At 61.1% G+C, this 24,041-nt stretch carries 29 protein-coding genes and 1 tRNA gene; 13 read left to right on the top strand and 17 right to left on the bottom strand.

Annotated features, from left to right (window positions below):
- Positions 1-22 precede the first annotated feature (22 nt).
- On the bottom strand, positions 23-358 hold the full coding sequence (locus tag W911_RS03690) for a hypothetical protein (protein WP_041317307.1): 336 nt from the start codon (positions 356-358) through the stop codon (positions 23-25).
- 181 nt (positions 359-539) lie between these two features.
- On the opposite strand from W911_RS03690, the gene W911_RS03685 reads away from it, so the two are divergent.
- The 3 genes from W911_RS03685 to gshB all read left to right on the top strand — a co-directional run bounded on the left by W911_RS03685 (position 540) and on the right by gshB (position 2,857).
- Complete coding sequence (locus tag W911_RS03685) at positions 540-1,199, top strand: pyridoxamine 5'-phosphate oxidase family protein (RefSeq protein WP_023786167.1); 660 nt, start codon at positions 540-542, stop codon at positions 1,197-1,199.
- 144 nt (positions 1,200-1,343) lie between these two features.
- Positions 1,344-1,784: a hypothetical protein gene (locus tag W911_RS03680; RefSeq protein ID WP_023786166.1), complete on the top strand. Its 441-nt coding sequence runs from the start codon at positions 1,344-1,346 to the stop codon at positions 1,782-1,784.
- Between the two features lie 119 nt (positions 1,785-1,903).
- Entirely contained in the window at positions 1,904-2,857 is a 954-nt protein-coding gene (gene gshB / locus W911_RS03675; RefSeq protein ID WP_023786165.1) for a glutathione synthase, read from the top strand.
- Between the two features lie 23 nt (positions 2,858-2,880).
- On the opposite strand, the gene W911_RS03670 is transcribed toward gshB, so the two are convergent.
- Both W911_RS03670 and W911_RS03665 read right to left on the bottom strand, forming a co-directional pair.
- Positions 2,881-3,315: a lipocalin-like domain-containing protein gene (locus W911_RS03670; protein ID WP_023786164.1), complete on the bottom strand. Its 435-nt coding sequence runs from the start codon at positions 3,313-3,315 to the stop codon at positions 2,881-2,883.
- 80 nt (positions 3,316-3,395) lie between these two features.
- The gene (locus tag W911_RS03665; protein WP_023786163.1) at positions 3,396-3,944 is read right to left on the bottom strand and encodes a DUF3280 domain-containing protein; all 549 of its coding nucleotides are present in this window, start codon (positions 3,942-3,944) and stop codon (positions 3,396-3,398) included.
- 199 nt (positions 3,945-4,143) lie between these two features.
- Here W911_RS03665 and W911_RS03660 point away from each other — a divergent pair, with 199 nt between their 5' ends.
- Together W911_RS03660 and W911_RS03655 are read left to right on the top strand one after the other, a co-directional pair.
- Positions 4,144-5,676, top strand: coding sequence for a YifB family Mg chelatase-like AAA ATPase (locus tag W911_RS03660; RefSeq protein ID WP_023786162.1), 1,533 nt, complete (start codon positions 4,144-4,146; stop codon positions 5,674-5,676).
- Positions 5,677-5,855: 179 nt separating this feature from the next.
- Entirely contained in the window at positions 5,856-6,980 is a 1,125-nt protein-coding gene (locus tag W911_RS03655) for a DUF2778 domain-containing protein (RefSeq protein WP_244438581.1), read from the top strand.
- A gap of 159 nt (positions 6,981-7,139) precedes the next feature.
- Here W911_RS03655 and folD read toward each other — a convergent pair whose 3' ends face one another.
- The 3 genes from folD to W911_RS03640 all read right to left on the bottom strand — a co-directional run bounded on the left by folD (position 7,140) and on the right by W911_RS03640 (position 8,718).
- Entirely contained in the window at positions 7,140-8,015 is an 876-nt protein-coding gene (gene folD / locus W911_RS03650) for a bifunctional methylenetetrahydrofolate dehydrogenase/methenyltetrahydrofolate cyclohydrolase FolD (protein ID WP_023786160.1), read from the bottom strand.
- Positions 8,016-8,080: 65 nt separating this feature from the next.
- Positions 8,081-8,359, bottom strand: a complete 279-nt coding sequence (locus W911_RS03645) for a DUF167 domain-containing protein (protein WP_425277583.1) — start codon at positions 8,357-8,359, stop codon at positions 8,081-8,083.
- Between the two features lie 68 nt (positions 8,360-8,427).
- Positions 8,428-8,718: a YggT family protein gene (locus W911_RS03640; RefSeq protein ID WP_023786158.1), complete on the bottom strand. Its 291-nt coding sequence runs from the start codon at positions 8,716-8,718 to the stop codon at positions 8,428-8,430.
- Between the two features lie 149 nt (positions 8,719-8,867).
- Between W911_RS03640 and W911_RS03635 the strand changes: the two genes are divergently transcribed.
- Positions 8,868-8,943, top strand: a tRNA-Ala gene (locus W911_RS03635).
- A gap of 248 nt (positions 8,944-9,191) precedes the next feature.
- Positions 9,192-9,575, top strand: a complete 384-nt coding sequence (locus tag W911_RS03630; protein ID WP_023786157.1) for a hypothetical protein — start codon at positions 9,192-9,194, stop codon at positions 9,573-9,575.
- Between the two features lie 22 nt (positions 9,576-9,597).
- On the opposite strand, the gene W911_RS03625 is transcribed toward W911_RS03630, so the two are convergent.
- Entirely contained in the window at positions 9,598-10,944 is a 1,347-nt protein-coding gene (locus W911_RS03625) for a relaxase/mobilization nuclease domain-containing protein (RefSeq protein ID WP_081717619.1), read from the bottom strand.
- Complete coding sequence (locus W911_RS03615) at positions 10,859-11,281, bottom strand: plasmid mobilization protein (RefSeq protein ID WP_425277587.1); 423 nt, start codon at positions 11,279-11,281, stop codon at positions 10,859-10,861. The genes W911_RS03625 and W911_RS03615 overlap by 86 nt, the downstream gene beginning before the upstream one ends.
- A 404-nt stretch (positions 11,282-11,685) precedes the next feature.
- Between W911_RS03615 and W911_RS03610 the strand changes: the two genes are divergently transcribed.
- The gene (locus W911_RS03610; RefSeq protein ID WP_023786153.1) at positions 11,686-13,092 is read left to right on the top strand and encodes a type IV secretory system conjugative DNA transfer family protein; all 1,407 of its coding nucleotides are present in this window, start codon (positions 11,686-11,688) and stop codon (positions 13,090-13,092) included.
- Positions 13,064-13,636 carry a hypothetical protein gene (locus W911_RS03605; RefSeq protein ID WP_144083497.1) on the top strand — a complete coding sequence of 191 codons (573 nt, stop codon included), beginning with the start codon at positions 13,064-13,066 and terminating at the stop codon, positions 13,634-13,636. The genes W911_RS03610 and W911_RS03605 overlap by 29 nt, the downstream gene beginning before the upstream one ends.
- Positions 13,637-13,716: 80 nt before the next feature.
- Here W911_RS03605 and W911_RS03600 read toward each other — a convergent pair whose 3' ends face one another.
- The 6 genes from W911_RS03600 to W911_RS03580 form a co-directional block, all read right to left on the bottom strand.
- Entirely contained in the window at positions 13,717-13,911 is a 195-nt protein-coding gene (locus tag W911_RS03600; protein ID WP_023786151.1) for a hypothetical protein, read from the bottom strand.
- Positions 13,912-14,189: 278 nt separating this feature from the next.
- Entirely contained in the window at positions 14,190-14,813 is a 624-nt protein-coding gene (locus tag W911_RS03595; RefSeq protein ID WP_023786150.1) for a DNA methyltransferase family protein, read from the bottom strand.
- Positions 14,810-14,992, bottom strand: a complete 183-nt coding sequence (locus W911_RS03590; protein WP_023786149.1) for a hypothetical protein — start codon at positions 14,990-14,992, stop codon at positions 14,810-14,812. Before W911_RS03590 ends, W911_RS03595 begins: the two co-directional genes overlap by 4 nt.
- Positions 14,989-15,156, bottom strand: a complete 168-nt coding sequence (locus tag W911_RS18280; protein WP_023786148.1) for a hypothetical protein — start codon at positions 15,154-15,156, stop codon at positions 14,989-14,991. The genes W911_RS03590 and W911_RS18280 overlap by 4 nt, the downstream gene beginning before the upstream one ends.
- Positions 15,153-15,371 (bottom strand): hypothetical protein, encoded by a 219-nt coding sequence (locus tag W911_RS03585; RefSeq protein WP_041317291.1) that lies wholly within the window; start codon positions 15,369-15,371, stop codon positions 15,153-15,155. The genes W911_RS18280 and W911_RS03585 overlap by 4 nt, the downstream gene beginning before the upstream one ends.
- A 506-nt stretch (positions 15,372-15,877) precedes the next feature.
- Positions 15,878-16,570 carry a hypothetical protein gene (locus W911_RS03580; protein WP_023786146.1) on the bottom strand — a complete coding sequence of 231 codons (693 nt, stop codon included), beginning with the start codon at positions 16,568-16,570 and terminating at the stop codon, positions 15,878-15,880.
- A gap of 786 nt (positions 16,571-17,356) precedes the next feature.
- Here W911_RS03580 and W911_RS17665 point away from each other — a divergent pair.
- Positions 17,357-18,715 (top strand): tail fiber domain-containing protein, encoded by a 1,359-nt coding sequence (locus W911_RS17665; protein ID WP_081717617.1) that lies wholly within the window; start codon positions 17,357-17,359, stop codon positions 18,713-18,715.
- A 126-nt stretch (positions 18,716-18,841) separates the two neighbouring features.
- On the opposite strand, the gene W911_RS03570 is transcribed toward W911_RS17665, so the two are convergent.
- Positions 18,842-19,435 carry a tyrosine-type recombinase/integrase gene (locus W911_RS03570; RefSeq protein ID WP_041317288.1) on the bottom strand — a complete coding sequence of 198 codons (594 nt, stop codon included), beginning with the start codon at positions 19,433-19,435 and terminating at the stop codon, positions 18,842-18,844.
- A 266-nt stretch (positions 19,436-19,701) separates the two neighbouring features.
- Here W911_RS03570 and W911_RS03565 point away from each other — a divergent pair, with 266 nt between their 5' ends.
- A complete protein-coding gene (locus W911_RS03565; RefSeq protein ID WP_023786142.1) occupies positions 19,702-20,349 on the top strand; it encodes a hypothetical protein in 648 nt (215 codons plus the stop codon).
- Positions 20,350-20,636: 287 nt separating this feature from the next.
- Here W911_RS03565 and W911_RS03560 read toward each other — a convergent pair whose 3' ends face one another.
- Both W911_RS03560 and W911_RS17145 read right to left on the bottom strand, forming a co-directional pair.
- A complete protein-coding gene (locus tag W911_RS03560) occupies positions 20,637-21,329 on the bottom strand; it encodes a hypothetical protein (RefSeq protein WP_041316231.1) in 693 nt (230 codons plus the stop codon).
- Complete coding sequence (locus W911_RS17145) at positions 21,278-22,483, bottom strand: ParB/RepB/Spo0J family partition protein (protein ID WP_051388505.1); 1,206 nt, start codon at positions 22,481-22,483, stop codon at positions 21,278-21,280. Before W911_RS17145 ends, W911_RS03560 begins: the two co-directional genes overlap by 52 nt.
- 356 nt (positions 22,484-22,839) lie before the next feature.
- Here W911_RS17145 and W911_RS03545 point away from each other — a divergent pair, with 356 nt between their 5' ends.
- Positions 22,840-23,151, top strand: coding sequence for a helix-turn-helix domain-containing protein (locus W911_RS03545; RefSeq protein ID WP_158412828.1), 312 nt, complete (start codon positions 22,840-22,842; stop codon positions 23,149-23,151).
- 299 nt (positions 23,152-23,450) lie between these two features.
- A complete protein-coding gene (locus W911_RS03540) occupies positions 23,451-23,990 on the top strand; it encodes a YciE/YciF ferroxidase family protein (protein WP_023786140.1) in 540 nt (179 codons plus the stop codon).
- Positions 23,991-24,041: the final 51 nt, after the last annotated feature.

The following is a 24,041-nucleotide window of genomic DNA, read 5'->3' as shown; positions in this document are numbered from 1 at the left end:
CTTTCATAAGAGAACGGAAAGATCAGTTGGCGGAAGCGGTCCTCGAAGCCTTGGAGCGGGCCGCAACGGCCCGGCGGCGCTCGACTTCGCCGCGCGAAACCTCGCCCGCGCCGATCAGGGCGTTGACGCAGCGGTTCGAAAGCTTGGGTCCGTTGGCCCGCATGCACGACCGGACGGCCGGGCTGCCGACGCCATGCTGGCTGCAATAGGAGTAGTAGTCCGAAGCGCAGGCGAGCTTGACGCCGAGGCTCACGGCATTCGCCTGCCCGGAGAAAGCGGCGCTGGCGGCGATCGCGGCAAGAACGGCGCGGACGGCCGTAGACTTGAAAACGGGGGCGATCAGGGTCGAGGGCGTCATGGCAACCTCCAAAAGATCTCGCGTTCCGCGATCTGTCATGACCCGAACGTACAAGACACGGCCCTATGCCGCTGTTACGCACGGAACGCTGCGGTAAAGTCCGCTGCGTGGTAAGCAAAAAGCCATCGACAGATCCGGCGCGCCGTTCCGCGCGACCGGGCATGACAAGGGGAGGAAGTCCATGAGCCGCCTATACGGACCCCAGCATCGGGAATTGCAGGACCATTTCGCAAGCCGCGCCATGGCCGACCGTATCGAAGCCATCGCCGTCAAGCCGGAGATCGACGACACAGCCCGCGCGTTCATCGAGAGCCGCGACATGTTTTTCCTCTCGACGGTCGATCACAACGGCCGCCCAACCGTCTCCTACAAGGGCGGAGACCCCGGCTTCGTCCGCGTGCTCGACGCCGGCACGATCGCCTTCCCGAGCTATGACGGCAACGGCATGCACTACTCCACCGGCAACATCACCGGCCACGCCGAGATCGGTTGTCTCTTCATCGATTTCGAAAAACCGTTCCGTCTCCGCCTTCAGGGCCGCGCGGAAGTGGTGAAAGACGGCGACCTGCTCGGCCTCTTCAACGAGGCGGAGCTGGCGGTGCGCGTCGCCGTCTCGGAGATCTGGATCAACTGCCCGCGCTACGTCCACCGCTACGAGAAGAAGACGGCCTCCCGATACGTCCCGCGCGCCGAGGTCGAAACGCCGCTCTGCGAATGGAAGCGCATCGACGGCCTCCAGGACATCCTGCGCCCGCACGAACTCGCCGCCGTCGAGAAGGCCGGCAACATCACCGAGGAGGAATGGATGGGCCGCGTCGCCTCGGGTGACGAGAACGCCTGAGTCCGCATGACTAAACCCGTCGGGTTTAGTCACCAGGAATCAAGATTAACGGCATTTCGCCGGCGCTTTCCCGAGCGCCGGCGAGGACTTCGACACACACGCGCGTTATGATGATCCGCACATGGGGGATCATGGAGTTCGGTAATGCGTGTGATCGCCCGTACGATGTTGAGCAGCCTCCTCGCAGGCGCAGGAGTTCTTTGCGTTGCAGGCGCCACAAACGCCGCGCCGCCTCTTCCGGCAGCCGCCTTTGCGTCGAAAGACAATGCGTCGCTCATCGACGTGCGCCACCGCCGCCATCGCAGTTTCAAGGACGATTATTACGATGACGGCGGCGTCTACTACGTCCCGCCGCAGCCCGCGCGTATCTATCGCGTGCCGGACTTGCCGCCTCCCGTCGTCGAATATCGCCGGCCGCTCCCGGCCCCGCCGCTAACCGTCTACACGCCGCCCGTCTATGGTTGGCAGGTCGCGCCCTGGGGCGGCCCGCCCCGGCCGGCATCCTGCGGAAAATACCGCTACTGGGACGGCGAAGGCTGTGCCGACGCCCGCTACCTCCCGCCCTATCTCGGCCCGCGCTGGTAACGCGCACATCGAGCGTTTCGGGAGAGTGTGCCCGCATCGGCGAATTCCGCCGTTGCGCATTCATGCGCATCTCGTGGTAAGCCTCAGCGCGATCCGAACCACGATCCCGTGAGACCAACATGCCCCTCCGCATTGCCTGCCAGATGGACCCCATCGAGCGGATCGACATTCGCGGCGACAGCACCTTCGCGATCCTGCTCGAAGCGGAACGCCGCGGCCATGAGATCTTCTATTATACGCCACAGAACCTCGCGCTCGACGGCCGCGATCTGATGGCCACAGGCCACGCGTTGAGCGTGGTCGACAAAATCGGCGATCACTATCGCCTCGGCCGGGCAAGCCGCGAAAACCTCGCGGAGTGGGACGTGGTGCTGCTGCGCCAGGATCCGCCCTTCGACATGGCCTACATCACGACCACGCATCTCCTGGAGCGCATCCACCCGAAGACGCTCGTCGTCAACGACCCCGCGCACGTGCGCAACGCGCCCGAGAAAATCTTCGTCCTCGACTTCCTGGACCTGATGCCGGCGACCCTCGTCACGCGCTCGCTTGACGATGTGCTGGCCTTCCGCCGCGCGCACAAGGACATCATTCTGAAGCCGCTCTACGGCAACGGCGGCGCGAGCGTGTTCCGCGTTGCACCCGACGACACGAACCTCGGCTCCCTGGTCGAGCTGTTCCAGACCGTGTTCCGCGAACCGTTCATGGTGCAGGAATACCGGCCCGAGGTGCGCGGCGGCGACAAGCGCATCATCCTGGTGGACGGCGAGGTGGCGGGCGCAATCAACCGCGTGCCGCCAGCGGGCGAAACGCGCTCCAATCTGCACGTCGGCGGGACGGCGCACCGCACCGATCTCACCGAGCGCGAACGCGAGATCTGCGCGCGCCTCGCCCCCGAGCTCAAGGCCCGCGGCCTCATCTTCACCGGCATCGACGTCATCGGCGGCTATCTTACCGAGATCAACGTTACGTCTCCCACGGGCATCCGCCAGGTGAAAGACTTCGGCGGCGCCGATATCGCTTCGCTCATATGGGATGCCATCGAGAACAAGGTCGCGCAGAAAGCGCGCTGAACGCATACGCCTCTCACGCGACGTCACTCGTGGCCCGCACCCTTCCGCTTCATGTCCGCGCAACCGGCCGTCGCCTCGTCGCCGGATTCGATGTAGCAGGCGCCGATCCGGCCGGGCCCAAGCACGCGGCCATGGTTGTAGCCCTTGCTGTCGGACGCCACCCACGTGAAGGTCTCGTTATCCGGGTAGATGATCCCGAAGAAATGCTTCGTCCCCTCGGCGTAGGTGAAATGGCCTTTGAAGCGCCGGTCCCGTTGCTCGGTGATTTCCACCTTCTTGGTGCCCCAGTCGCTGAAGCCTTTCTTGTCGGAAATCGTGCGGTTTTCTCCAACCCACGTTCCGACCAGATTGGGGATCTTCTCGTCCGCGAGAGCGCCCCCTGCAATCGTCAGAGACATCGCAACCGCGAAGCACGGGCCCGCAGTCGCAGACAGGCGGCGGCACAGCGAAACGCTCATGGCATATCCTCACGAAACCCAATGAGCGATCTTAGACCATGATCGCTTCAGGCCTAGCAGCCTGAAGGTCTATAAAGCACCTAGATCGGCGTCTCCAGAAGATGGTGCTTTATGAGATAATCGAGGCTTCTGGACCAGCTCTTGTCGTCGCTGCGGATGTCCACGCTGCGCACGAACTTGATCCTCTGCGTATCCACATCCGCCACGGTGACGTTCACGCTGAGGATAAGGCTCGACACCTTCTGCACGTTGATCCACGCGACCACGTCGCCGCCAAGCTCCCGGCCGTAGGTGATTTCGCACCCGCCGCATGCGCCGATGGCCTGGTCCTGATCGATCCGCGCCCGAACCGCAGGCGGAACGGTCACGAACGTGAAGCGTCCGCTTTCGGCCAGCCGATCCTGGAATTGCGCTTGAATTGCAGCGATGCGGGCCTGCTCTGCCGCGCTCGCAGGTGCAGATGGCGCGCTGCCGCTACTGTAATCCACGGCAAGAAGCGCCACGGACTTATGCTCGCGCTCTTCCGCCCCGTCGCTCGCCGCGGCCGCAAAAAAGATCGCAACTGCGAACAACGGGAACCATCCGAAATGGCTGGCGATCGTGTCGGCGCGGGGGGCATCCAGGCCCATGCGTCTGCTCCGTCAACGATACGAGACACAGGGTTGTTGCAAAACATTCGACGAAGCAGCGACAACGTCTGGCAGCACGAAATGATCCCTCTCCGCCGCAATATATTTCGTACGGCACGCGCCCGGCATCGTACCGACGGTTGCGAGAGAACCTCCGCCCGCATACGCTCCCTGGACGGAGAAACGGGGACCCGTCGGAATGTACGGCACCATTGCCACCATGGCGTTCGTGGGCGTGGAAGCGCGCCCTGTGGACGTGCAGGTGCGCATTACGCCCGGCGCGCAGGCGTTCATGATCGTCGGATTGCCGGACAAGGCGGTGGCCGAAAGCCGCGAACGCATTCGCAACGCGCTGCATGCCGTGGGCCTGGGGCTTCCCTATAAGCACGTCACCATCAACCTCGCGCCCGCCGATCTCCCGAAAGAAGGCAGCCACTTCGATCTTCCCATCGCGCTTGCGCTCATGGTCGCCATGGAGGCTATCGCGCCGGACGCGATCGAACGCTACGCCGCCATCGGCGAACTCGCCCTCGACGGCGCCATACGTCCCGTCCCCGGCGCGTTGCCCGCCGCAATCGGCGCCAACGCCATCGACAAAGGGCTCATCTGCCCGGAAGCCTGCGGCCCGGAAGCGGCTTGGGCGGGCGACGACGCGGACATCCTGGCCGCCCCGCATCTCCTCTCCCTCGTCAATCACTTCAAGGGCCTACAAGCGCTGTCCCGGCCGAAGCCCGCGCTCACTCGAAACGAGAGCGGCACCGTGCACCCCGATTTGCGCGACGTGCGCGGCCAGGAAAGCGCGAAGCGCGCGCTCGAAGTCGCCGCCGCAGGCGGACACAACCTCTTGATGGTCGGCCCCGCGGGATCGGGTAAATCCATGCTCGCCCAGCGCCTGTCATCCATCCTGCCGCCACTTGCATCCGAAGAGATGTTGGAAGTTTCGATGGTGCACAGCCTCGCGGGCGAGCTCATGGGTGGAAAGCTCTGCACCGAACGGCCCTTCCGCGCGCCCCATCACTCGGCGAGCATGGCCGCTCTCGTCGGCGGCGGCACGCGCCCGCGCCCTGGCGAAGCGAGCCTCGCCCACCTCGGCGTGCTGTTCCTCGACGAGTTGCCCGAATTCCAGCCCTCGGTGCTGGATGCCTTGCGCCAGCCGCTCGAAACGGGCGAGCTGATCATCGCCCGTGCCAACCACCGCGTCGCCTATCCGGCGCGCCTCCAACTCGTGGCCGCGATGAACCCGTGCCGATGCGGCGGCGGACCGGGACAGACCTGCAAACGCGGACCGCGCTGCGCGGCCGATTACCAGGCGCGCATCTCGGGGCCGCTGCTCGACCGCATCGACCTTCAGATCGAGGTCCCCGCCGTCTCCGCGGCCGACCTCGTCCTGCCACCCCCGAAGGAGGGCAGCGCCGAGGTCCGCGCCCGCGTCACCGCCGCACGCGAACGTCAGCGCGCCCGCTTCGTCGAGCACAGCGCCGCCAGCTTGCGCACGAATGCGCAATGCTCCGGCACGCTGCTCGAAAAGATCGCCCAGCCGGACGACGCCGGCTTGGCCCTGATCCGCAGCGCCGCCGACACCCTGAAACTCTCCGCGCGCGGCTACCACCGGACCTTGCGCGTTGCCCGCACCCTGGCGGATCTCGACGCGGCCGAGACGGTTGGCCGTATTCATGTTGCAGAGGCGCTCTCCTATCGCGGCGAAACGCTGCGCCAGGAGCGTGTCCAATGAGGCCAGAGGCAGCCTGCCGTTGCGCCCCCCGGCTTTCCGGCGCCACCGGCCTTACTCTCACCCCGACTCATGACGTAGAAAAGCGTCCGGAAAAGTGGCCCGTCGGAATTTGGCCTGCCGCGCTTTGGCATCACCCCGTCGGCCCGCATGGCGAGCATCGCGTGCCTGAAATGACGTCGATGAGTAAAACGATGAGATGGGTGCTCGCGGCTGCCGCGGGCCTTCTCCTGGCTTCGGCCCTCCCGAGTCTCGCGGAACCGCCGCGCGATGCCGCCCCCGGCCTGCCCGCCGCCGACGAAATCGCCCACATATTCAGCCAGGTGGGCGACCAGCTCTACGAGGACTGCATCTTCGAGCTCTCGGAAGAGCAGATCGACGTACAGGCAGCGCTGATCCACGCCTACATCGAAAAAGGCGCGACGAGCACCGTCGCACGCCGCCTCGCAGCCACGCAGATCCAGCCTCCCAAGCTGTCCGAGGACTGCGAGCGCGTCCGCCAGCAACCTGAAGTGCCCGTGGGCGACGCTTGGTCCACCACCACGCTCAACATGCCGAAGCAGGCACCTTCCGCCGCGGCGACGCCGAAAACTCCGAAACGCCAGCAGCAGCCACCGTCGATTTCGCTGGCGGGCCGTTCCGGGTTGCCGCAATGGGATTGCGCGCCCGGCGTCGACTACGTCACCGTCAGCCTCAACGGCTTCAAGCGGAAGCTGAGCGGCGGCGAGATTTGCAGCCCGTATCAGGACGTCGTCCAGCAAGTCCCCGCCTCGACGCCGAGCTTCCGCCTTGGCTACACGATCCGCACCGGCCGGCTGTTCGTCATCGCGCCGGGAGACCCGGCAAACGGCCAGACCGTCGCCTGGGGTCTCTCCGGCCGCGACGTCTGCCGCAACAATCCCGACCCGGATTGTTTCGCAGCCCGCGCCATCGGTCCCTTGCCGCCGGGCGAATACACGTTCGCCGGCAGCGCCAAACACCGGGTGAGCTGGGGCCCGAAGACCAAACGCCACGTCGCGGCGGTCTATCTGCGCACGCTCTGGAACCGCGACCGCTTCACGCCCGAACAGACGGCCGCAATCCTGAAGCGCGGCAACATCGCGATCCACGTCCGCCTGAAGGGCGAGATGTCCGAAGCCTGCATCGGCCTCGAACCCAAGGGCTGGGCCTACGTGTCGTCGCTGATCAAGGACGGCCGCGCCACCGGCCTCCACGTCTACATCGACGAGCCGCACCCGCAGGTCGCCGGCAACCCGCCGATCGTCGTCGCCTCGACGTTCTCGCTCACGTCGCTCTTCGGCCAATAGACCATGATCGCTTCAGGTCCTATCAGCCTGAAGCGTGAATCATCGGTCTGACTAAAGAGATAGAGCGTGATCCCGATTCAATCAAAACTGATCACGCTCTAGAAAAGGCCGGGGAACGCGCCCCGGCCTTCGTTCGATCTTTGAAAACTCCGGACGTGATTAGTCCTTGATGCCCTTCTGGATCTTCGCCGCAACGACCGTGTTCTGCAAAAGGCACGCAATCGTCATCGGCCCGACGCCGCCCGGCACCGGCGTGATGGCGCCCGCCACCTCCGCGCACTCGGCATAGGCCACGTCGCCCACGAGCTTGGTCTTGCCGTTCTCGCTCGGCACGCGGTTGATGCCGACGTCGATCACGATGGCGCCCGGCTTGATCCAGTCGGCCTTCACCATTTCCGGACGGCCCACGGCCGCAATCACGAGATCCGCTTCGCGCACGACGCCCGGCAGATCCTTCGTCTGCGAATGCGCAATCGTCACCGTGCAGCTTTCGCGCAGCAGCAGCGCCGCCATGGGCTTGCCGACGATGTTGGAGCGGCCGATGACGACCGCGTTCATTCCCTTGAGATCGGGGGCGGCGCGCTTGGCAAGGATGGCCGAGCCGGTCGGCGTGCAGGGCACGAGCGCACGCTCGCCGATCCAGAGCCGGCCGACGTTCGTCGGATGGAACCCGTCCACGTCCTTGTCGGGATGGATGGAGTTCAGCACCTTCTCGGCGTTGACGTGCTTGGGCAGCGGAAGCTGAACCAGGATGCCGTGCACCTCAGGGCTTGCGTTGAGCCGCTCGACGAGGGTGAGAATCTCATGCTCGGAGGTGGTCTCGGGCAGTTTGTATTCGAACGACTGCATGCCGACCTCGACGGTCTGCGCGGCCTTGTTCTTCACGTACACTTTGCTGGCCGGGTCCTCGCCGACGAGCACCACCGCGAGGCCCGGCGTAAGCCCGTGGCTCGCCTGCAGCGCCTTCACATCGGCGGCCACTTCCTTCCGGACGTCTGCTGCGATGGCCTTGCCATCGATGATCTGGGCTGCCATGGGCTCCCCTCCTCCGTTTCTTGCGTTGAGCGGTTGGTCTCGAACCGTATCCAAATCCAAAAAAATTACACGACGCCACCCAGCCGCGCGGCGAGCCGGGCTTCGATGTCTTCCACGTTGCCGGTGATTTCGACCGACTTCACGCGCGATTTGCCGCCGTGGGCCAATCCCACGCTGCTTTTCGGCACCCCGAGCCATTCGGCCAGGAGCTTCATCAGGGCGGCGTTCGCGGCACCGTCGGCGGGCACGGCACGAACTCGCGCCTTGAGGGCGGGCCCGTCGGCCGTCTCCTCGACGCCGTCAATTGCATCTTTGGACGATTTTGGCGTGATCCGCACGCGCACGATGACGCACCCGGCCCCTCGCCGCCAGGGAACCTGGGATGGATGAGCGATCCCGGCCCCCTCAGCCGTCACAAGAACAGCTTGGCGACGTTCGGCAGAACCACGCTCTGCACGAAAAAGCAGCCCAGCAGGAGAATGAGCGGCGAAAAGTCGATGCCGCCGAAATCGGGCAGCGCATTGCGGATGGGCCGCAAGAGCGGCTCGGTCACGGCCCGCAGCGCCTGATCCAGGGCACTGACGAACCGATTGTAGGGGTTGACCACCCCGAACGCCATCAGCCAGCTCAGGATGACCGAAGCGATGATGACATAGACATAGAGGGTGATGAGGTAGCTGATAAAGCCGAGCAGCTCGAGCATGGGGCGGATGTCCTGAATTCGCGGAGAGCCACTCGACGTGTAGCGGCTGCGGCTTGGGGCGGCAAGTCACTGCAAACCATCGGAGGCAGCGCCCCCGCCAGTTCCTTGACAAGGTCAAAAGGCGGACGGTAAATGCGCGAACCCTGTTCGGGGCCGTAGCTCAGATGGGAGAGCGCTGCAATCGCACTGCAGAGGTCAGGGGTTCGATTCCCCTCGGCTCCACCAATTAAATCAAGATCTTACGTAAACCCCACCAACGCATAACCCATCCTGTCACGCACCTGTCACGCACGGGGGCCGGCTTAGGCAGGTGTTTTGGTGTGCCCGCATGTTCGTGTTCCCAACGCTCGTGCGTGACAGGAATGGCGTCTGACACCGCATTGAGTCTGTCACGGGCATCAATACCGCTGCGCCATCATCGCTCCCTGATCCTGGGTTAGAGATGATGCAGGACGAGCAGTTGAGGCGAGCAAATGACTGAGAACACGCTGACACGTCGTGACGTCATCGCAGGATCGATCGCAATCGGCGTAGCGACGTTGGCGCCAGATCAGAAATGGTCCACGCCACGGCCGGAATTCGTGGCCATGCATCAACGCCTCGGCGAGACACTGGTCGTCTTCGAGAAGGCCAAAGCGCGGCGCCTTGCTGCGCAACCGCGCATACGCGCTGAGATGCGGGCGTCCTCCAGCAAAATGAAAGCTTTCTCATCGGCCCCAGAAATCCGTGACCTGAACCTAGCGCGGATGGATGCGCGTGCGGCAGCAGAGAGTGTTTTCTTCTCTCGCGCACAGAACTCGGCCGAAGCCGCAATGCAGCGGGAAGCACGCCATATCTTCGCGTCGGTACTGAGCTAAACGGAAGCCTGGCGCGGCTTAGTTACATTTCCCGGCCGAAATCGCGGTCCTGATTGCGCCGGCGCCATTCCTCCATCTGTCGCTTGATCTTCTCCACCTCGCGCACGTGCCCTTCCTTATGGGCGTCTACGGCCTTGCCGAATTGCTGCGACGGGCTGCTGACCATCTGACGTTCGGCAATGATCTTCTCTTTGGCCAGTTCGGGCGTCACGATGCTCCGCAGAGTCGCCTCACGTTCGCTGACCAGGGCGAAGCGTTCTGTCTTTTGTCGCTCCCTGATTTTTTCGATGCCGGCCTTGTAGTTCTGCCAGAGCCGATCCGAGACCTGCTTCTTTTCAGTCTTTTCCGAACGCGCGAGGCTGGCGCGCTCTTGGGCCTGTATTGTTTCCACCCTGTTCAACAGCCTGTCCGGTTTTATGATGAGGTTGAACATCTGCCGGACGGTGAGGGGCTTGCCGTTCCCTAGTCGATTGCGCTGCGTATAGACATAGACCGCGCGCTCGAACGGATGTGCTTCCCTCAAGCGCGCGCTTTCCTTCTTGTGCACTCTGTAGAGATCGCGCCATTGCGGGCGGCGGCGGGTGAACACGGCAGAGCAGGCCCGCTGCACGGCCCCTCGTGCGTTTTGATAATAGGCGTCCCGCTCGGCGCGGTGATGCATTGCCAGGATTTTGCGATCCTGCGGGCTGGGTTGCTGGAGCGTCGGCCGGATCTCCGAGCGAAGCTCCTTCATACGATCAAGAATCTCCTGCTGTTCGATCCAGTCCTTGCGCGCAGTCTGCTTATTCTTCACCGGCTCAAAGGGAATGGAGGGATCCTGTTCGCGGGCGGAAGACACTTCTTTGCGGCGCTGATTGTTCCTGATCCGCTGCTCGATGTGGATGCCGTGTTCTTTCTCATAAGCTTCGGCCCATCGCGACAGCCGCTCTTTGCTGTATTTGAGCGCGGCCGTCATTCCGGTTTCGGGATGGATCGTGTTGACTACAATATGCACATGCAGGTGTTGCTTATCCGAATGGGCGGCAAGCAAGGCTTGGTGCCCAGCAAGACCGAGAGCGTCCAGGGAGGAGAGCGCAGTTTCGCGCATGTGCTCCGGTGTGGGGCTCTCCCCTTGTGCCCAGGACAAAGTGAGATGCAGAACGGGGCTGATATTCTTCCGCCCACGCGCGGATTGGCCAGAATGCTGCTTTAACGCAGCCTGATCGCGCGCGGTCGCGAACATCTCGAACCAGGCATCGTCGGCCTTCGAGATGAGATTGCGGGTTTCGTTCCAAAGGATCCGGTCACGGGAAGTCGTCCGTGCGTCGTGCAGGATGTACCCACACACTCCTTTGAAAGACGTCCCGCGCTTGTGGAGCCGGGGAATCATTGGCAATTGCCCTCGTCATAAGGCTTGAGGTTTTCTGGTTCAGCAGCTCTTCGGAGAGAAGCATGGTCAGCAGCTGTTGCGCCGTGTTCCAGAGATAGCCGCGATCAGGCGGTAGATTGCCGTTCAGTGCGTGTGCGAGTTGGTTCACGTTATTGCCGATACGGCGAAGCTCCGCGAAGAGCGCCGGGTCCATGACGCGATAGGTCGGCACAGCACTCATTTCGACCTTGCCTGTCAGCACGAGACGTTCGCACAAGCCCGAGACCGTAAGCCCGAGGGCCTTTGCCTCGGATGCCTTTCGCACATAATCGTCATCCGTCATGCGGATACAGACCATCTTCGTGCGGGCGCCTTTCTCGTGTGTCCGTCGTCGCGGCATTCTCTGCCTCTATAAGGTTGGGTTCGGGGCGCGGCTGCGCCCTGACCGGAGGGGTCCAGGGGAGTGCGGAGCACTCTCCCCGGCGAGAGGGATCTTGATATCGATATCGGCGTAAGCCGGTATATCGATATCAAATCCACATCTCGCTACCCCACGGCTTTAACTTATTAGGGCGCTCTATTTCTACAAAACAAGTCAATTCAAGTTGCTCCCATATTTATTTCTTTGGGCCGTTATTTTTACATACGGACATACGTGCACATAAAAGAACATTCGATTTCTACAGCGAATTTGCGCGCACGTTTACAAGAGCACCTTTTCAAATACTAATTGCGCACCCCTTTTCCGAAGGAGGTGTGGCAATGTCCGAAAAGCCCTTTTTAGACCCGAGTTTCCCACCGCGCGGCTCCGGCATTCCGGGCCGCTCCGAAAGCGCACCCTCAACGCGATGGGGTCATCCTTGGGAGCTTTCATCGAACTGGGACTGGCAGCCGGGCCGCGTTCTCCTGGGGCATTGGCAGGGGCGGCTCATCGGCATTGACGATGACCGGCACGTCGTCACCGTTGCGGGTACGCGGGCGGGCAAATCCTCAACCGTTCTTATTCCGAACCTGTGCCGCTATCCGGGCTCGGTGCTTGTGCTCGACCCGAAGGGCGAGCTTGCCCGTGCGACAGCCGGGCATCGCCAACGCATGGGTCAGCGCGTCTACGTGCTGGACCCGTTCGGCGAGACAGAGTTCGCCACCGCTTCCCATAATCCGTTCGACGAGCTTGAAAGCGGCAGCGCACAGCGCATCGCGGCCGATGCAGCGCAGATCGCGGACGCGCTCATAATTGCCAACAACAAAGACCCGCATTGGACAGACAGCGCCAGGAACCTTGTCCGGGGCCTGAGCCTGCATCTGCTGTCCACCACGAGCGGTGCAACGCTCCGCAGAGTGCGTGCGCTGCTGAACGGTACGCCGGCGGAGCTGGACGAACTGTTCACCGCCATGACGGCATCAACGGCCTTCGACGGCGTCGTTTCCAACATCGGCCGGTCGTTCCTCGGCAAGCTTGAGGCAGGAGGACGCGAGTTGCAGGGCATCCTGTCTACGGCCCAGGAACAGACCGCGCCGCTGGACGATATCGTCGCCATCACCGAGCGCAGCAGTTTCGCGCTGTCCGATCTCGCGACCGACAACGTGAGCATCTATGTAGTTCTGCCCGGCATGCGCATGGGCACGCATTACAGATGGATGCGCTTGGTAATTCAGCTCGCGCTCGCGGCGCTTGAGCGCACGCGAAACACGCGCGGCGCGTTGCCGGTGTGGTTTGTGCTTGAGGAGTTTCCGTCGCTCGGTCACATGCGCTCGATCGAGACGGCGGCCGGTCTGATGGCTGGCTTCGGGGTGAAGCTGTGGAGCGTGTTGCAGGACTTCACGCAGCTCAAGACGCATTATCCGAAATCCTGGGAAACATTTCTCGGAAATGCCGGCATCATTCAGGCCTTTGGCAATGCTGATCTGACCACAACCGAGCATCTCTCGCGGCTGCTCGGCTCCACGCAAGTTTTCGAGCGTCAGGCTGTCCGTCTCTCCGGACAGGCGATGAGCCAGGGCGATACCGGTATTCGCGAGCATCTGCGCAGCGTGCGCCTGCTCGATGCCAACGAGATCACCATGCATTTCAGCAGAGAAACAAACAGGCAGCTGGTCCTCGCGCCCGGCCGCCCGCCAATCTATATGGAGAGGCTGCCCCATGACTTTCATGAGCCTTTGGCGTCATAATCCTATCCGTAGCCGCAGCCCCGGCGGCTACCTTGAGGAAGCAGGCTACCAGTGGGACGAGGCACGCCTGAGTGGGCAGCTGATCGTCGCGATGCTGGGTTTAATTTCCGGCGCAACCGCACTTGTCGGCTATGCGCATGGTCCGAAACCGGGACTGATCTTCCTTCTGCCCCTCGCACTCATATGCGTCGTTAAACTGACCTGGAGCATCGCCCGTCCGCGTATCGTGGTGTTCGAAGCTGACGGCGGAATATCCACCCCAAACGGCGTGGCGAAGCGATTTTGGGTCGAGAGACTCAACTTCGATCAAACGGAGATTGCGTCGATTGAACTGACAGCGGATGGCACCAACTGGGGAGTTGTCCTGTTCACGAAGGAAGGTCGCACAGTATTGCTTTCACATGCGATGCAAAAAGCCGATGCGCGACTCGTCGCCGTGCAGCTCACCAAGGCCCTGCGCGAGATACGCGAGAGCCTATCGACCGTGGAAAGCCGCCAGCGCGCTGCGCCTGCGGCGCACGCGAGGGAGATCTGGGTGCATTGATCCAAGCCCAGCATCCGATCGACGCGGCAAGGCGCGTCGGTCTTAAGGGCCGCACCGAGCGGCCCTTATGGTGGAGCCGATCACGGCTCCACCTTGTCGGCTCGCCAGTCACTATCGGGGTCGGTGGTTACGACGAACAATTCCGAGTTCGGATTACGGCTGCGCAGTTGCTGCGCCTTGGCGATGGCCTCTTCGGGGCTCGTTGCGTGCAAATAGATGCTGCGATACTCGGTGACGCGGAAGCCGACTTCGTAGGCGTTTGATTTGACGGTCATGTGTTTCTCCTTGCGTTTGTTCTTGAGCGGCTGGGCGAGCTGCCCGACCTCAATGGGGGCGTTAAAACCGGCCCCATAAGGCTGGCGGGTCAAACCCCGCGCCGAAGGCGCGCCCGAAGGGGGCGGAGCTGCACGGAGCGTAGCGTAGGAAGCGAGCCGGGTTGAACCGGCGAACGGGTCCGGTTAGACCCCATGACGATGAGGTCGGGCAGATCGCCCAGACGCGGCGCAGGCAATGGAGAAGACCGTGAGGGCTGGCTCGCGCTGGTCGTGGTCTCTTACCGATACCGAAATTTAGCCCCTGACAACCACCAGAAGGCTGCGGGCCCCGCATGCCCCGGCGCCCATATGGCCCAGACATAGCGATGCTTCCTGAAGTATTCCGGCGGTGGGCCATGACTTTCCTGCGGCCAGCAGACGATGTCGTCCACCGCGTAGATGCGCGCAGGCGGGCGACTGAGCCATTCGGACGTGCGGCTTGGATGGCAGAGCGAGGAGATGTTCAACAACATCGCCACTTTGCCGCCGGTCTGTGCGGTGAGAGCAAGTGCGTGCTCGACGAACCTGTCAGCCAGACCTTTGCCATAAGGGGGATTGGTGACGATATGTTTTGCGCGCGGGCGGTGCTCGCGCAGAAAGTCAGCGCCGCTTTCGCCGAAGCCGTAGGAATAGAGGTCGGTGCTGACCACGGTGTGCCCGTGGTCGGCAAGGACCTGCGCAATTGCGCCGTTGCCGCAAGCCGGCTCCCAAATCGAACCGTCGAAGGACTCAGCGGAGAGCAATGCGCGCGTGGCCTCGGGCGGGGTCGGATAGAATTCGTTCTCGATACGGTTGCCGATGCGGAACGATGGGCGCAGGACGGCCTGCGCCGTCCTCGCCCGCGGGGTTGCGAACCCTCTCATAGCGCGCACCCGCTTTCTCGTTCGTCGCGGTGGCGGTCCATGAAGTCTGCCACGCGATGCTGGAGCGCGACGCCACCCCAGCCGGTTGCGGCATAGTCAATTTTCTCAAGATAGCGCTCGACAGCGGCGATGATGTCCAGGGCCTCGGCGAGGCGGGACCTGAGTTGCCGGGAGGTCATTGGCCGACCTCCCAGTTGCTGGTTTCGATGCGGCCATCGCGGCACCGGAAGAAGGTTTCTCCGTCCAGATCGTAGAGATCGTCTGCGCGCAGGATAGCGTCTTCGATACGGGCCTCGTAAGCGTCAGCGGCAAGGCGGCCGGGGCGGGTGAAGAAGGGGCTCATTGCTGAGCCCCTTTGTTATCAGTGTCCTTTTCCGAGAACTCGCGGATTACGACCTTGCTGGTCAAAGGCAGGGCTTCGAGCATGATGTTGGCACCTTTGCCGTCACCGTGCAGCCAGGCTGCGCCGATCTTGAGCCAGTGCGCGTTTTCGCCTTCGCCCTGCACGACATAGACGCCGTGCGTCGGGGCTTTCTTTTCTTTGGTTTGCTTCTTCATGGGTTCTCTCCGTTTCTTGTTTTGAAGCCAGACACCGCGCCTGGCCTTGATGGGGGCGTGGAGAAACCGGGCGCATGCGAGCGGGTCAAACGCCGCGCCCAAAGGCGCGCCAGAGGGGCGGAGCTGCACGAAGCGAAGCGAAGGAAGCGAGCCGCGTTGACCCATAGCGAGCGGGCCCGGTTAGACCCCATCCTGACAAGGCCATGCGCGGGCTAACTGAAAAGACGATGGAAACGGACACTCGCTTTGAAGAAGCCGCAAAAAACAAAGAACGACACTAAGCGGCCTGCTGCGGCACATTTGATGACGGAGGCGATTCTGCGGAAGCACTACCTCGGCCAGCTGCAAAGCCTGAAGCTTGGTAAGCTAACGATAGAAGGGAGAGCTAGGCTTTGGCTGTCTGCGAGTTTTGCGGGTGAACTACAGACACCTGCTGAGGTCGAAGCGGACCGCTCAGCACTAAAGCTCGCCGGATGAGAGTTGCGGCATCGTCAATTGATAAAGAGCTACCTTGGCCCGTGACACGACGGCAACTCGCTTCGCACTAACTGGCGGATGGCTGGGCGCATAGTCAGTTTGAGGCGGGCCTTCAGGCGCGTATCGTTTAATGCGACAAGGCCGTCACCAATGAGCCAGGATGTTCCAACCGCCGCAGTGACCCACTCACCCCGCAAGAGGCTTTGGCCGATCATGTCGAAGCGCATGGGCGCTTTAATTGCTGAACTCGTCAATAGCGGCCGATCATCCAGAATGCGTTTAGCTGTGGCACTGCGTCGTGTGACGGCAGAAACTGCCCAAGCATAGACGGATATTCCCATGATCGTGGCCAACCCGGATGAAATCCGCAGGTCAGCGGCCACCGATTGCCTTTTCGTTCGTTGAAAATGTTGCTCCAGAACATGATATCCGCCGCGCGCCATTTCCAGGGACGACAAAGCAACCGCTCCGCCGCTCAGAGTGAAGCCGGCACTGGCAAGAAATAGGCCGCCAGCCAGACCCGAAAGACCGGCAAGCAGTAGGAAGTTCGGCGACTTCATGGGGTCGAACGCGAACAGGCACCCGGACATCGCGGCAAAGGAAAATGCTGCCATGGCTTCAGGGGTCTGGCCAAAGATTACTGCGTTGCTAACCGCATCAGCCTTGTTGTTCTCGCTTGCGACGAGGGCAAGATTGCCCCCCTCATACGCCGCAAACTGCAATCTATTGTGATGTTTCAAAATGAAATTTGAAAAACCTGACGGAGCAACATTTATAAGCCCTCAAAACTTAATTAGAGAATTAATATAAAATAAAACACGTGAATTATGCAAATTTCGCAAAATGGAATGAGAAAGTGGCGTTTTCAACAAACAGCCTATTTGACCGTCTAGCCTTGCAAAGCCCCCCGGGTGTGAAGCTGTAAAGTTGACCTTCCGCTCAAAATAAGCGTACACTGATTAACGGTCGGGCTTTTCCGGCCGAGGGCGTGATAACCCTTAGATGTTGCGGTGGACACAGCCGGATTTGTGTCGCTTCTCGGTCTCAAGGCCGGGAGGCGGCGTTATATGTCCAAGCCTCGCGGCCAAAAAAGCGCCGCGCCGTTTCAACATCAGCGGTTATCAACTCCCGGCCACCAGCCAGCATTTGCTGCTTGTCTGGTGGCTATCCGATGCCATTGGGGGATGATTGAGAACTGCCAGCACGGTCACTGCCATTTTCATAGCCGGCGCTGTTTTTTGCAGCCTGATCTACGCCAGCGGGGCAATCGGCTCGGCCTCTGCCTCGACATGCGCGTCCACCATTGCTGAGGCCGTCGTGTCCGTGCGTAGCGCGATTGAGCCGACGACACGACCACATAGCGATGTAGATCGAGACTTTCACCTTGCTATGTCTTGTCTGATCCGCGCAGTCGAGGCGCTTCAGGCCGACGTTGATGACCTGCGACAAAGAAACGAGTCATTTCAACAGATCCGGCTCGAACCGCGCGAAGGCGCCAAGCCCGCGCAATGAAGCTCTTCGCTGCCGCACTGTTAGCGATCTTCACAATGGCTCCGGTCACAGCTTCTGCCAATTGCTCGGGACCTGCGGGTATCCGCGGCGCCCTTGCCTACAACGACACGCACGACGTGGTGCAATTCTGTGATGGTGTTAACTGGTACGCTCTTGGCGGTGGTGCAACGCCCGCCGGCAATGATGGCTCCATACAGTTCAAATCAGGCGCAAATCTCGCAGCCGATTCAGATTTGCACTGGGACGATACGAACAGGCGGCTAGGGATCGGAGCGGCAACGCCCACGTCCAGGCTGGACATTCGCGACGGAGCGCATGCAGCCAATCAGGACATAGGCATCAACATCGGAACGCCGGTTGCCGGAACCGGATGGCTCGGCGGAATTCGCGTGAAAAGTAATTTATCCGGGGTGCCAAGACTGACCTTGGACGTCCCGTCAGGCAATACATTTAATTCTACAGAGGCCATCAGTGTTCTAGGCAACGGCAATGTCGGCATCGGGACGGGAAGTCCCAACACCAAGTTGCATGTGTTCGGCAGCACGGCGACAGGCACGGTCGGAACGCAAGAGTTGATCAAACTTTCGCGGGCTGTAAATTCCGGCGTGTCGTTCCCACAGGTCGCAGCGATCGCATTGGGTACTTATGGGATCCAACCGGGGCTTGCACCGGGATCGAGACTCGATTTCATGCTCAAATCCACTGGGGATCATGACCATATTGCGGATGTTACGGTCATGACGATGAACAGTAATGGCAACGTCGGGATTGGGATGACAACACCGGCAGCACGGTTGCACGCACGTGCTGCAACAGACACCGGAACTGCAATACAGGGGGGCACGCACAATGGCTCGGTATACGGTCTTTTAGGTTACAACAATTCTTGGGGCGTAGTTTGCAATGGGACCAACTGCGGTGGTTCTGCGCCGTGGACGAGCTACTCCGATGCTCGCCTCAAGGATCGTGTGCGCCAGCTTGCAAAGGAAGACGGTCTTTCAACTATCATGAAACTTCGACCTGTTCGTTTCCATTGGCGTGATGCTGAACGAGCGCAAGGAGAGCAGCTGGGCCTGATCGCCCAGGAAGTCGAAAAAATCCTGCCTGAAGTGATCGGTGATCCTATCGATTCCAGTATCACGCTGCCAGATGGCAGCAGAGAAGAGATAAAGGGAACACTAAACGTCAGCTATGCTGCGCTTGTTGTGCCCCTCATTAAGGCCGTCCAGGAACTAAAGAGCGAGAACGACACGCTGCGCGCTGAACAAAAAGCCGCAAACGACAAAGACGCCGTTCGCGACGCCGCGATCGAAGAGATGCGTCAGCAGCTCCGGGCGTTGATGACTTCCCAATAAGCATCAGGGCGTCTTTCTCTGCCATTGATTATCTCGCCTCAATTATTCTAATCGAACCCAGGCGCGATGCTCCGCGCATCACTTAGAATTCCTCTACATTCCGGCAAGATTTCCGCTAGAAGCGCATCACATCCACATCCGCGCAGCGATCTCGCGCTCTTCGCTACCCATAGCCTGCAGATAGATTGCTGTCGTTTCCATGCGTGCATGGCCAAGCCAGCGCTGCACGAGATTTAGCGGTATCTTCGAGCGGATCGCGTGCACGCCGAAACCGTGACGCAGGCCCTTGGGGCTGGCATGGGGTCCGGAGACCAGCCCTGCCGTGCCCATGACCTCCTTAACGAGTTGCCAGGCACGCCCGCGGGAAAGCGGCCAGAGGCGCTGCAAATGGCCCGCTGACGGCAAGCCGTGTATACGCTGAAGCTCTTCAATGAGCACGGGAGGTATTGGTACTTCGCGCACAACCACCTGCGGTTTGCGCTTTTTTAGACAACGTATGGCGATGGCCCGTTCGTCGACCATGATGTCTGCCGTAGTCAGAGCGAGAGCTTCAGAGATGCGGCAGCCGGTGTAAACAAGGGTCAGACAGAGCGTGCGCACGTCCGGCCGCGTCGCGCTCCAGCTAGCCACCAGAAAGCGATCTCGTTCTTCACGGGTGAGGTACTTACGCAGGCCGGCGGTAGAGTAAAGACTCGTAGGTGCTGACTGTGCGTGATGCATGGCGACGTTCCTTTCCGCCGGCAGCATCAGTTCGTGAATGTGACACTCTTGCCTATTCTGTTCACCTCAGCGGAATCCCCTCATCTGCGAGGATTTGAGCGGCCTGCTCCAGCAAAAGTTAACACTCTCGAACGAGCCGGATCAATCAGTTTCGCAGCGAGTCGGGGGGCACTCGAACACTTTAGGCAATTCTGTCCGTACCTCCGCCAAAGCCCTGCACCCATGGATTGGTTTCCATAAGGCAAAAGCAAAGGGGTGGTTACGGCATGTCACTTCAGAAAGACGGGAATGGCCGCCTGCTCGGGCTGCTCCACGCTGAAGCCCGCTTGGATAGCGCCGACCCTTCGGTCCAGAGATACAAATGGCACTTCGAGTCGATCGGCGGCCGACGATCCGGCTCAAATCCCGACAACGAGGCGGCTGGTATCGCCATTGTCGGCTTCATCTGCCTTGGGCTTTATGCCCTCGGTATAGCCCTCGAGTTCGTAAACACGCATTGGTTCTGGTTCGCTTCTATTGGCGGAGGAACGCTGGCCATCGCATATTTGGCCACGGCGAACTTCTTCCTGCCAAACTACATCAGGACAGCGGTCGCACTGTTTTTACTGACGATGACTATGGCGACGCTCTGGTTCCTTGGCTACGGCGTTTACTCTGTGCACCTTGGAGACTACCCGACATACGCGGACTACTTGGCCCGCTATATGCCCAACGACAGGCCCGCACCTGATTTGCTTGATTTGGCCCGCGTGTTCGGTACCATTTACGGCGTGGGCGCGCTCGTTGTGTCTTTCTTTCCGTGGGTACGGATGAAACGACCTTTCCACCAGCAGCTGGGGGTGGCTAGCGCGTTGTTCATCGCTGCCCCGCCTATCGGGTTGTGTATTTACGGAATCTACGACACATTCTTTTGAACATGAACGCTTGCTGCATTGCCCGCGCAACGTCGCTGCGGGCAGCTTCGCGTTGTCACGGCAGTGAGCAAGCGACCCGGGCCGGGCTAGCTCGGCTGCTGAAACCACTGCGCGAGGTATTGCGCGTGATCGGCGCGCGTGTCCTGGGTGATGCCGAGTTCGCACCATGTTGTTGAAAGAGGGATTTTATGGAGCCGTGGTGCTGACTGACAACAGCACGCCAGCGTGATGCGGTCCTGGAGACGAAATCCGGCTGCACCTTGCAGCGCAGCCGGAAGTGGATCGGCCTATTCCGCTGCCTCTGCGCAAGTGGTGCCGTTAACGACAGACCGCAACGGCTCGGGCAGCCACGATTTACCAGCGACAAGCTGCTCGGCGCGCGCCGCAAGTTCGGGCTTCTTGAGCTTGTCGAGTGCGGGAGCGTGAGAGCCGTTCACCTCATCGATGGCGTCAAGGATTTGCGAACGCTTGATACGACCGAAGTAGTTTGCGGCGGTCGGCTGGAACCAGTTACCCGGATCGAGCTGCAACGCCGCGGCAAGGGCACGAGCGTGCACCAGCCTCGGCAAATCAGGCTGGTCAGGCTTACGCTGCACGGCATCGACCGCACTGGCGGCGATAAATGCCAGCAGGCCCAGGAGTTCGTCGCATGACCGGGACAGCAGCCAGCTCCAGAGCGCTTGCGTATTGCAGGGCATTTGACTGCTGATGCGCTCTCTCTCCTGCTCGACAACAGCCAGCGCCTTGCAGGATTCAGGATCACCTATGATCCGATTGAGATAGGCATTGCCGGCATTGAGCTTCAGGCAGGTCTCTGCCGCGCCCAAACCTGGAAATACGGACAGGGCGAGACTGTGGACAATCGCAGTAAGCGCGATGTCGGGCCGCCTGATGAGCTCGGCGCTGATAGCGGCGCTATATTGTGCGCTCAGATCCTCGACCAGCCGCGGGGGAACGCGTCGGTCCGAGCGATACTGCATGGCTCATCGCCGGCAGATGAGGCTTCATCGCTCTGGAGCTTATCAGCGTCCTCCTTGCGAACCAGGCCACGCTCGACACAGAGAGCGCCGCGGTGATCGAGACAAAGAATTGCGCCGGCTACGGCCAGAGCTTCGGAGGTCCAACTCTGCGGCGTGTCCTCAAGGGCATCCATACGCTCCTGAAGCACGGCGAGACGATCTTCGTCGGCATTCTCGGTGTCGGCCAGATCATCGTATTCGCCCGCGAGACGTTCGAGCTCGGCCTGATCGGCTTCGCTCAGAGGGGCGCGCTCGGCACGAACCCGCTTGAATCGGCTGATGGTCTGCCAGTCCGCATCGGGAATGATTTCCACCCAGCTCCAGCCTTCGGCGCGGATGTCAGCGGAGCAGGCATTGAACTTCTCGGCGACAAGACGTTCGAGCAATGCAAGATCCAGGATAAATCCGCTACCGGCATCGTCAAAGAGATCCTGACGCAAGGCACCGCCGGCAGCCACATAAGTGTCGAGACCAACAAAACGCACGCGCTTGTCACTCGTCGAAACGTCGCCCTCAGTCAGCAGCCCGCGGATGTTATGCGCATTGCGGCTCCATTCGGAAAGTTCGGAGAATACACGCTCCTGGGCGGCCTGATCGTCGGATATGGCGAAAGCCTGGGCTTCCTCAAGATCTATGACACCGGAGCGATAGGCATCGAGAATGACCGGCGACAGGCGGCCAAGCTTCATGCGTCTGGCAACGACGGTATCGGACACACCAAAGCGTGCTGCAATGTCGGCTACAGACGAGCCGCCGTCGATCAACTGCCGGAATGCTTCAAACTGGTCCGCCGGATGCATGTGAGCACGGACAGCATTCTCCGCAAGACTCAACTCGGTCGCGGCCAGCTGCGCATCAGCCAGCAGGCAAGGAACCATATAAGCCTTGTCAATCTTGCCGGCCTTCACGAGCGCCTGAAGCGCAAGCAAACGTCTTTGACCGGCGACGATATCAAACTTGCCGCGCTTTCCCGGCCGCACGACAAGGGATTGCAGCAGACCATGGGCGGCGATGGATGCGGCGAGTTCATCGATGCCGGCATGGATATCGGTTTTGCGGACATTGCCGTCCCACAGGACCAGCTTGGTCAGAGGAAAATATGTAATCTCGGTCATGAAAGACTCCTTCGGTTGTGAGCCCGCCGGTATGGCGGTCTCGATGCCGAAGCAGCAGCGCCGGGCTTCAGCAGACGCGGAACCGAAGCCTGCAAGGCGAGGCGGCCGGCGACGCCGAAAGCCGAGGGGGCGAACGCGACGCGAGAGACACCCTTGAAGCGGATGCGGACCGGCGCAGAGTCGGCATCATCAAGAGGACCGCCTGCGGGTGGCCCGAAGAGTGGAGCGCGCGGGATCGTTCCGAAGACAACTGCCCAAATGGGCAAGTGCTGGTTTGCCTGCGGCCATGTCGCCGTAATTTAAGCGTGCTGACGATCAACGTTGGGGCGGCTGAATGAGGGCCGGAACCGATGATGATGACCGGGCAGGACAGGATTGAAGACGTGCTGTTCATGGTATGCACGTTCTACGGGATCGAGCGGGCTGATCTGCTGTCGCGGGCGCGAACCCGCACGCTGCATCGGCCTAGGTTGATTGCGATGTATCTGAGCTACCGGACATCAGGCGCATCGCCCGAAGAGATTGGCATGGTCTTCGACGGACGAGATAGGACAATCGTGCAAATGCATTGCCGCGCCATAGCGCGCGAATGTGAGGAAGACTTCGATCTGATGCGTCTGGTGCAAGACCTTGAGAGGGCCATCAAGATCCGATGGCGATTAACATAACAACGGCGTGATAATATAACTTATGGGAAATCATAGATATCCCAAAATGCGACTTTAGCAATTGCAGCATGCCCCACTACCGATAGCGCCTCTGCCGAGAAAGCCGACATCGGGCGGCGGCAGTAGGCTACACGCCGGCTAGCCAAATGGAACTCCGATCAGAGTGGGGTGTTTCGGGCAGCATAGTTCGAGTGCGCACGTGGAGTGCCCGCCTGAGATGCCCCGATCGGCGCGGTTTCTCGGCGTTCGCCATTGACGCACCTGCTCGTCAAACTGAACCGCAATAAGGAAACACCCCCATGGAAACGCTTGAAAAACTGTTCGAAGACACACTGCGTGACATCTACTACGCCGAGAAAGCCATCATTAAAAATCTGCCCAAGATGGCCCGCAAAGCAGACTCGGACGATCTCAAGGCGGCGTTTGAAGAGCACATCGTACAGACAGAGGAACAGGTCGCCCGCCTAGAGCAGATCTTCGAGATGATTGGCAAGTCCGCGCGCGGTAAACGCTGCCCCGCAATCGATGGCTTGGCTGAGGAGGCGAGCGAAATCATGCAGGAAGCGAAAGATAAAACCGTTCGCGACGCCGGCATGCTCGCCGCCGCGCAGGCGGTGGAGCACTACGAAATCGCGCGCTACGGCACCCTCGCCGCCTGGGCCGACAAGCTCGGCATGGCCGACGCCGCAGAGCTTCTCCGCACCACGCTGCAGGAGGAGAAGGACACGGACGCGAAGCTGTCTGAGCTGGCGCTTTCGGAAATCAACGTCGAGGCCGACGATGCGGAGCCGAGGGCAAAAGGCAAGGCCAAAGGCGGACGCAAAGAAGCCGCAGAATAAAACGTGCCTTGCGGGCCGGGCGCCCACCCGGCCCTCCTTTGTCCGTGAGAG

Origin of the sequence: Hyphomicrobium nitrativorans NL23 (assembly GCF_000503895.1) — a bacterium.
Classification (GTDB): Bacteria; Pseudomonadota; Alphaproteobacteria; order Rhizobiales; family Hyphomicrobiaceae; genus Hyphomicrobium_C; species Hyphomicrobium_C nitrativorans.
This window is presented reverse-complemented; position numbering and strand designations above follow the sequence as displayed.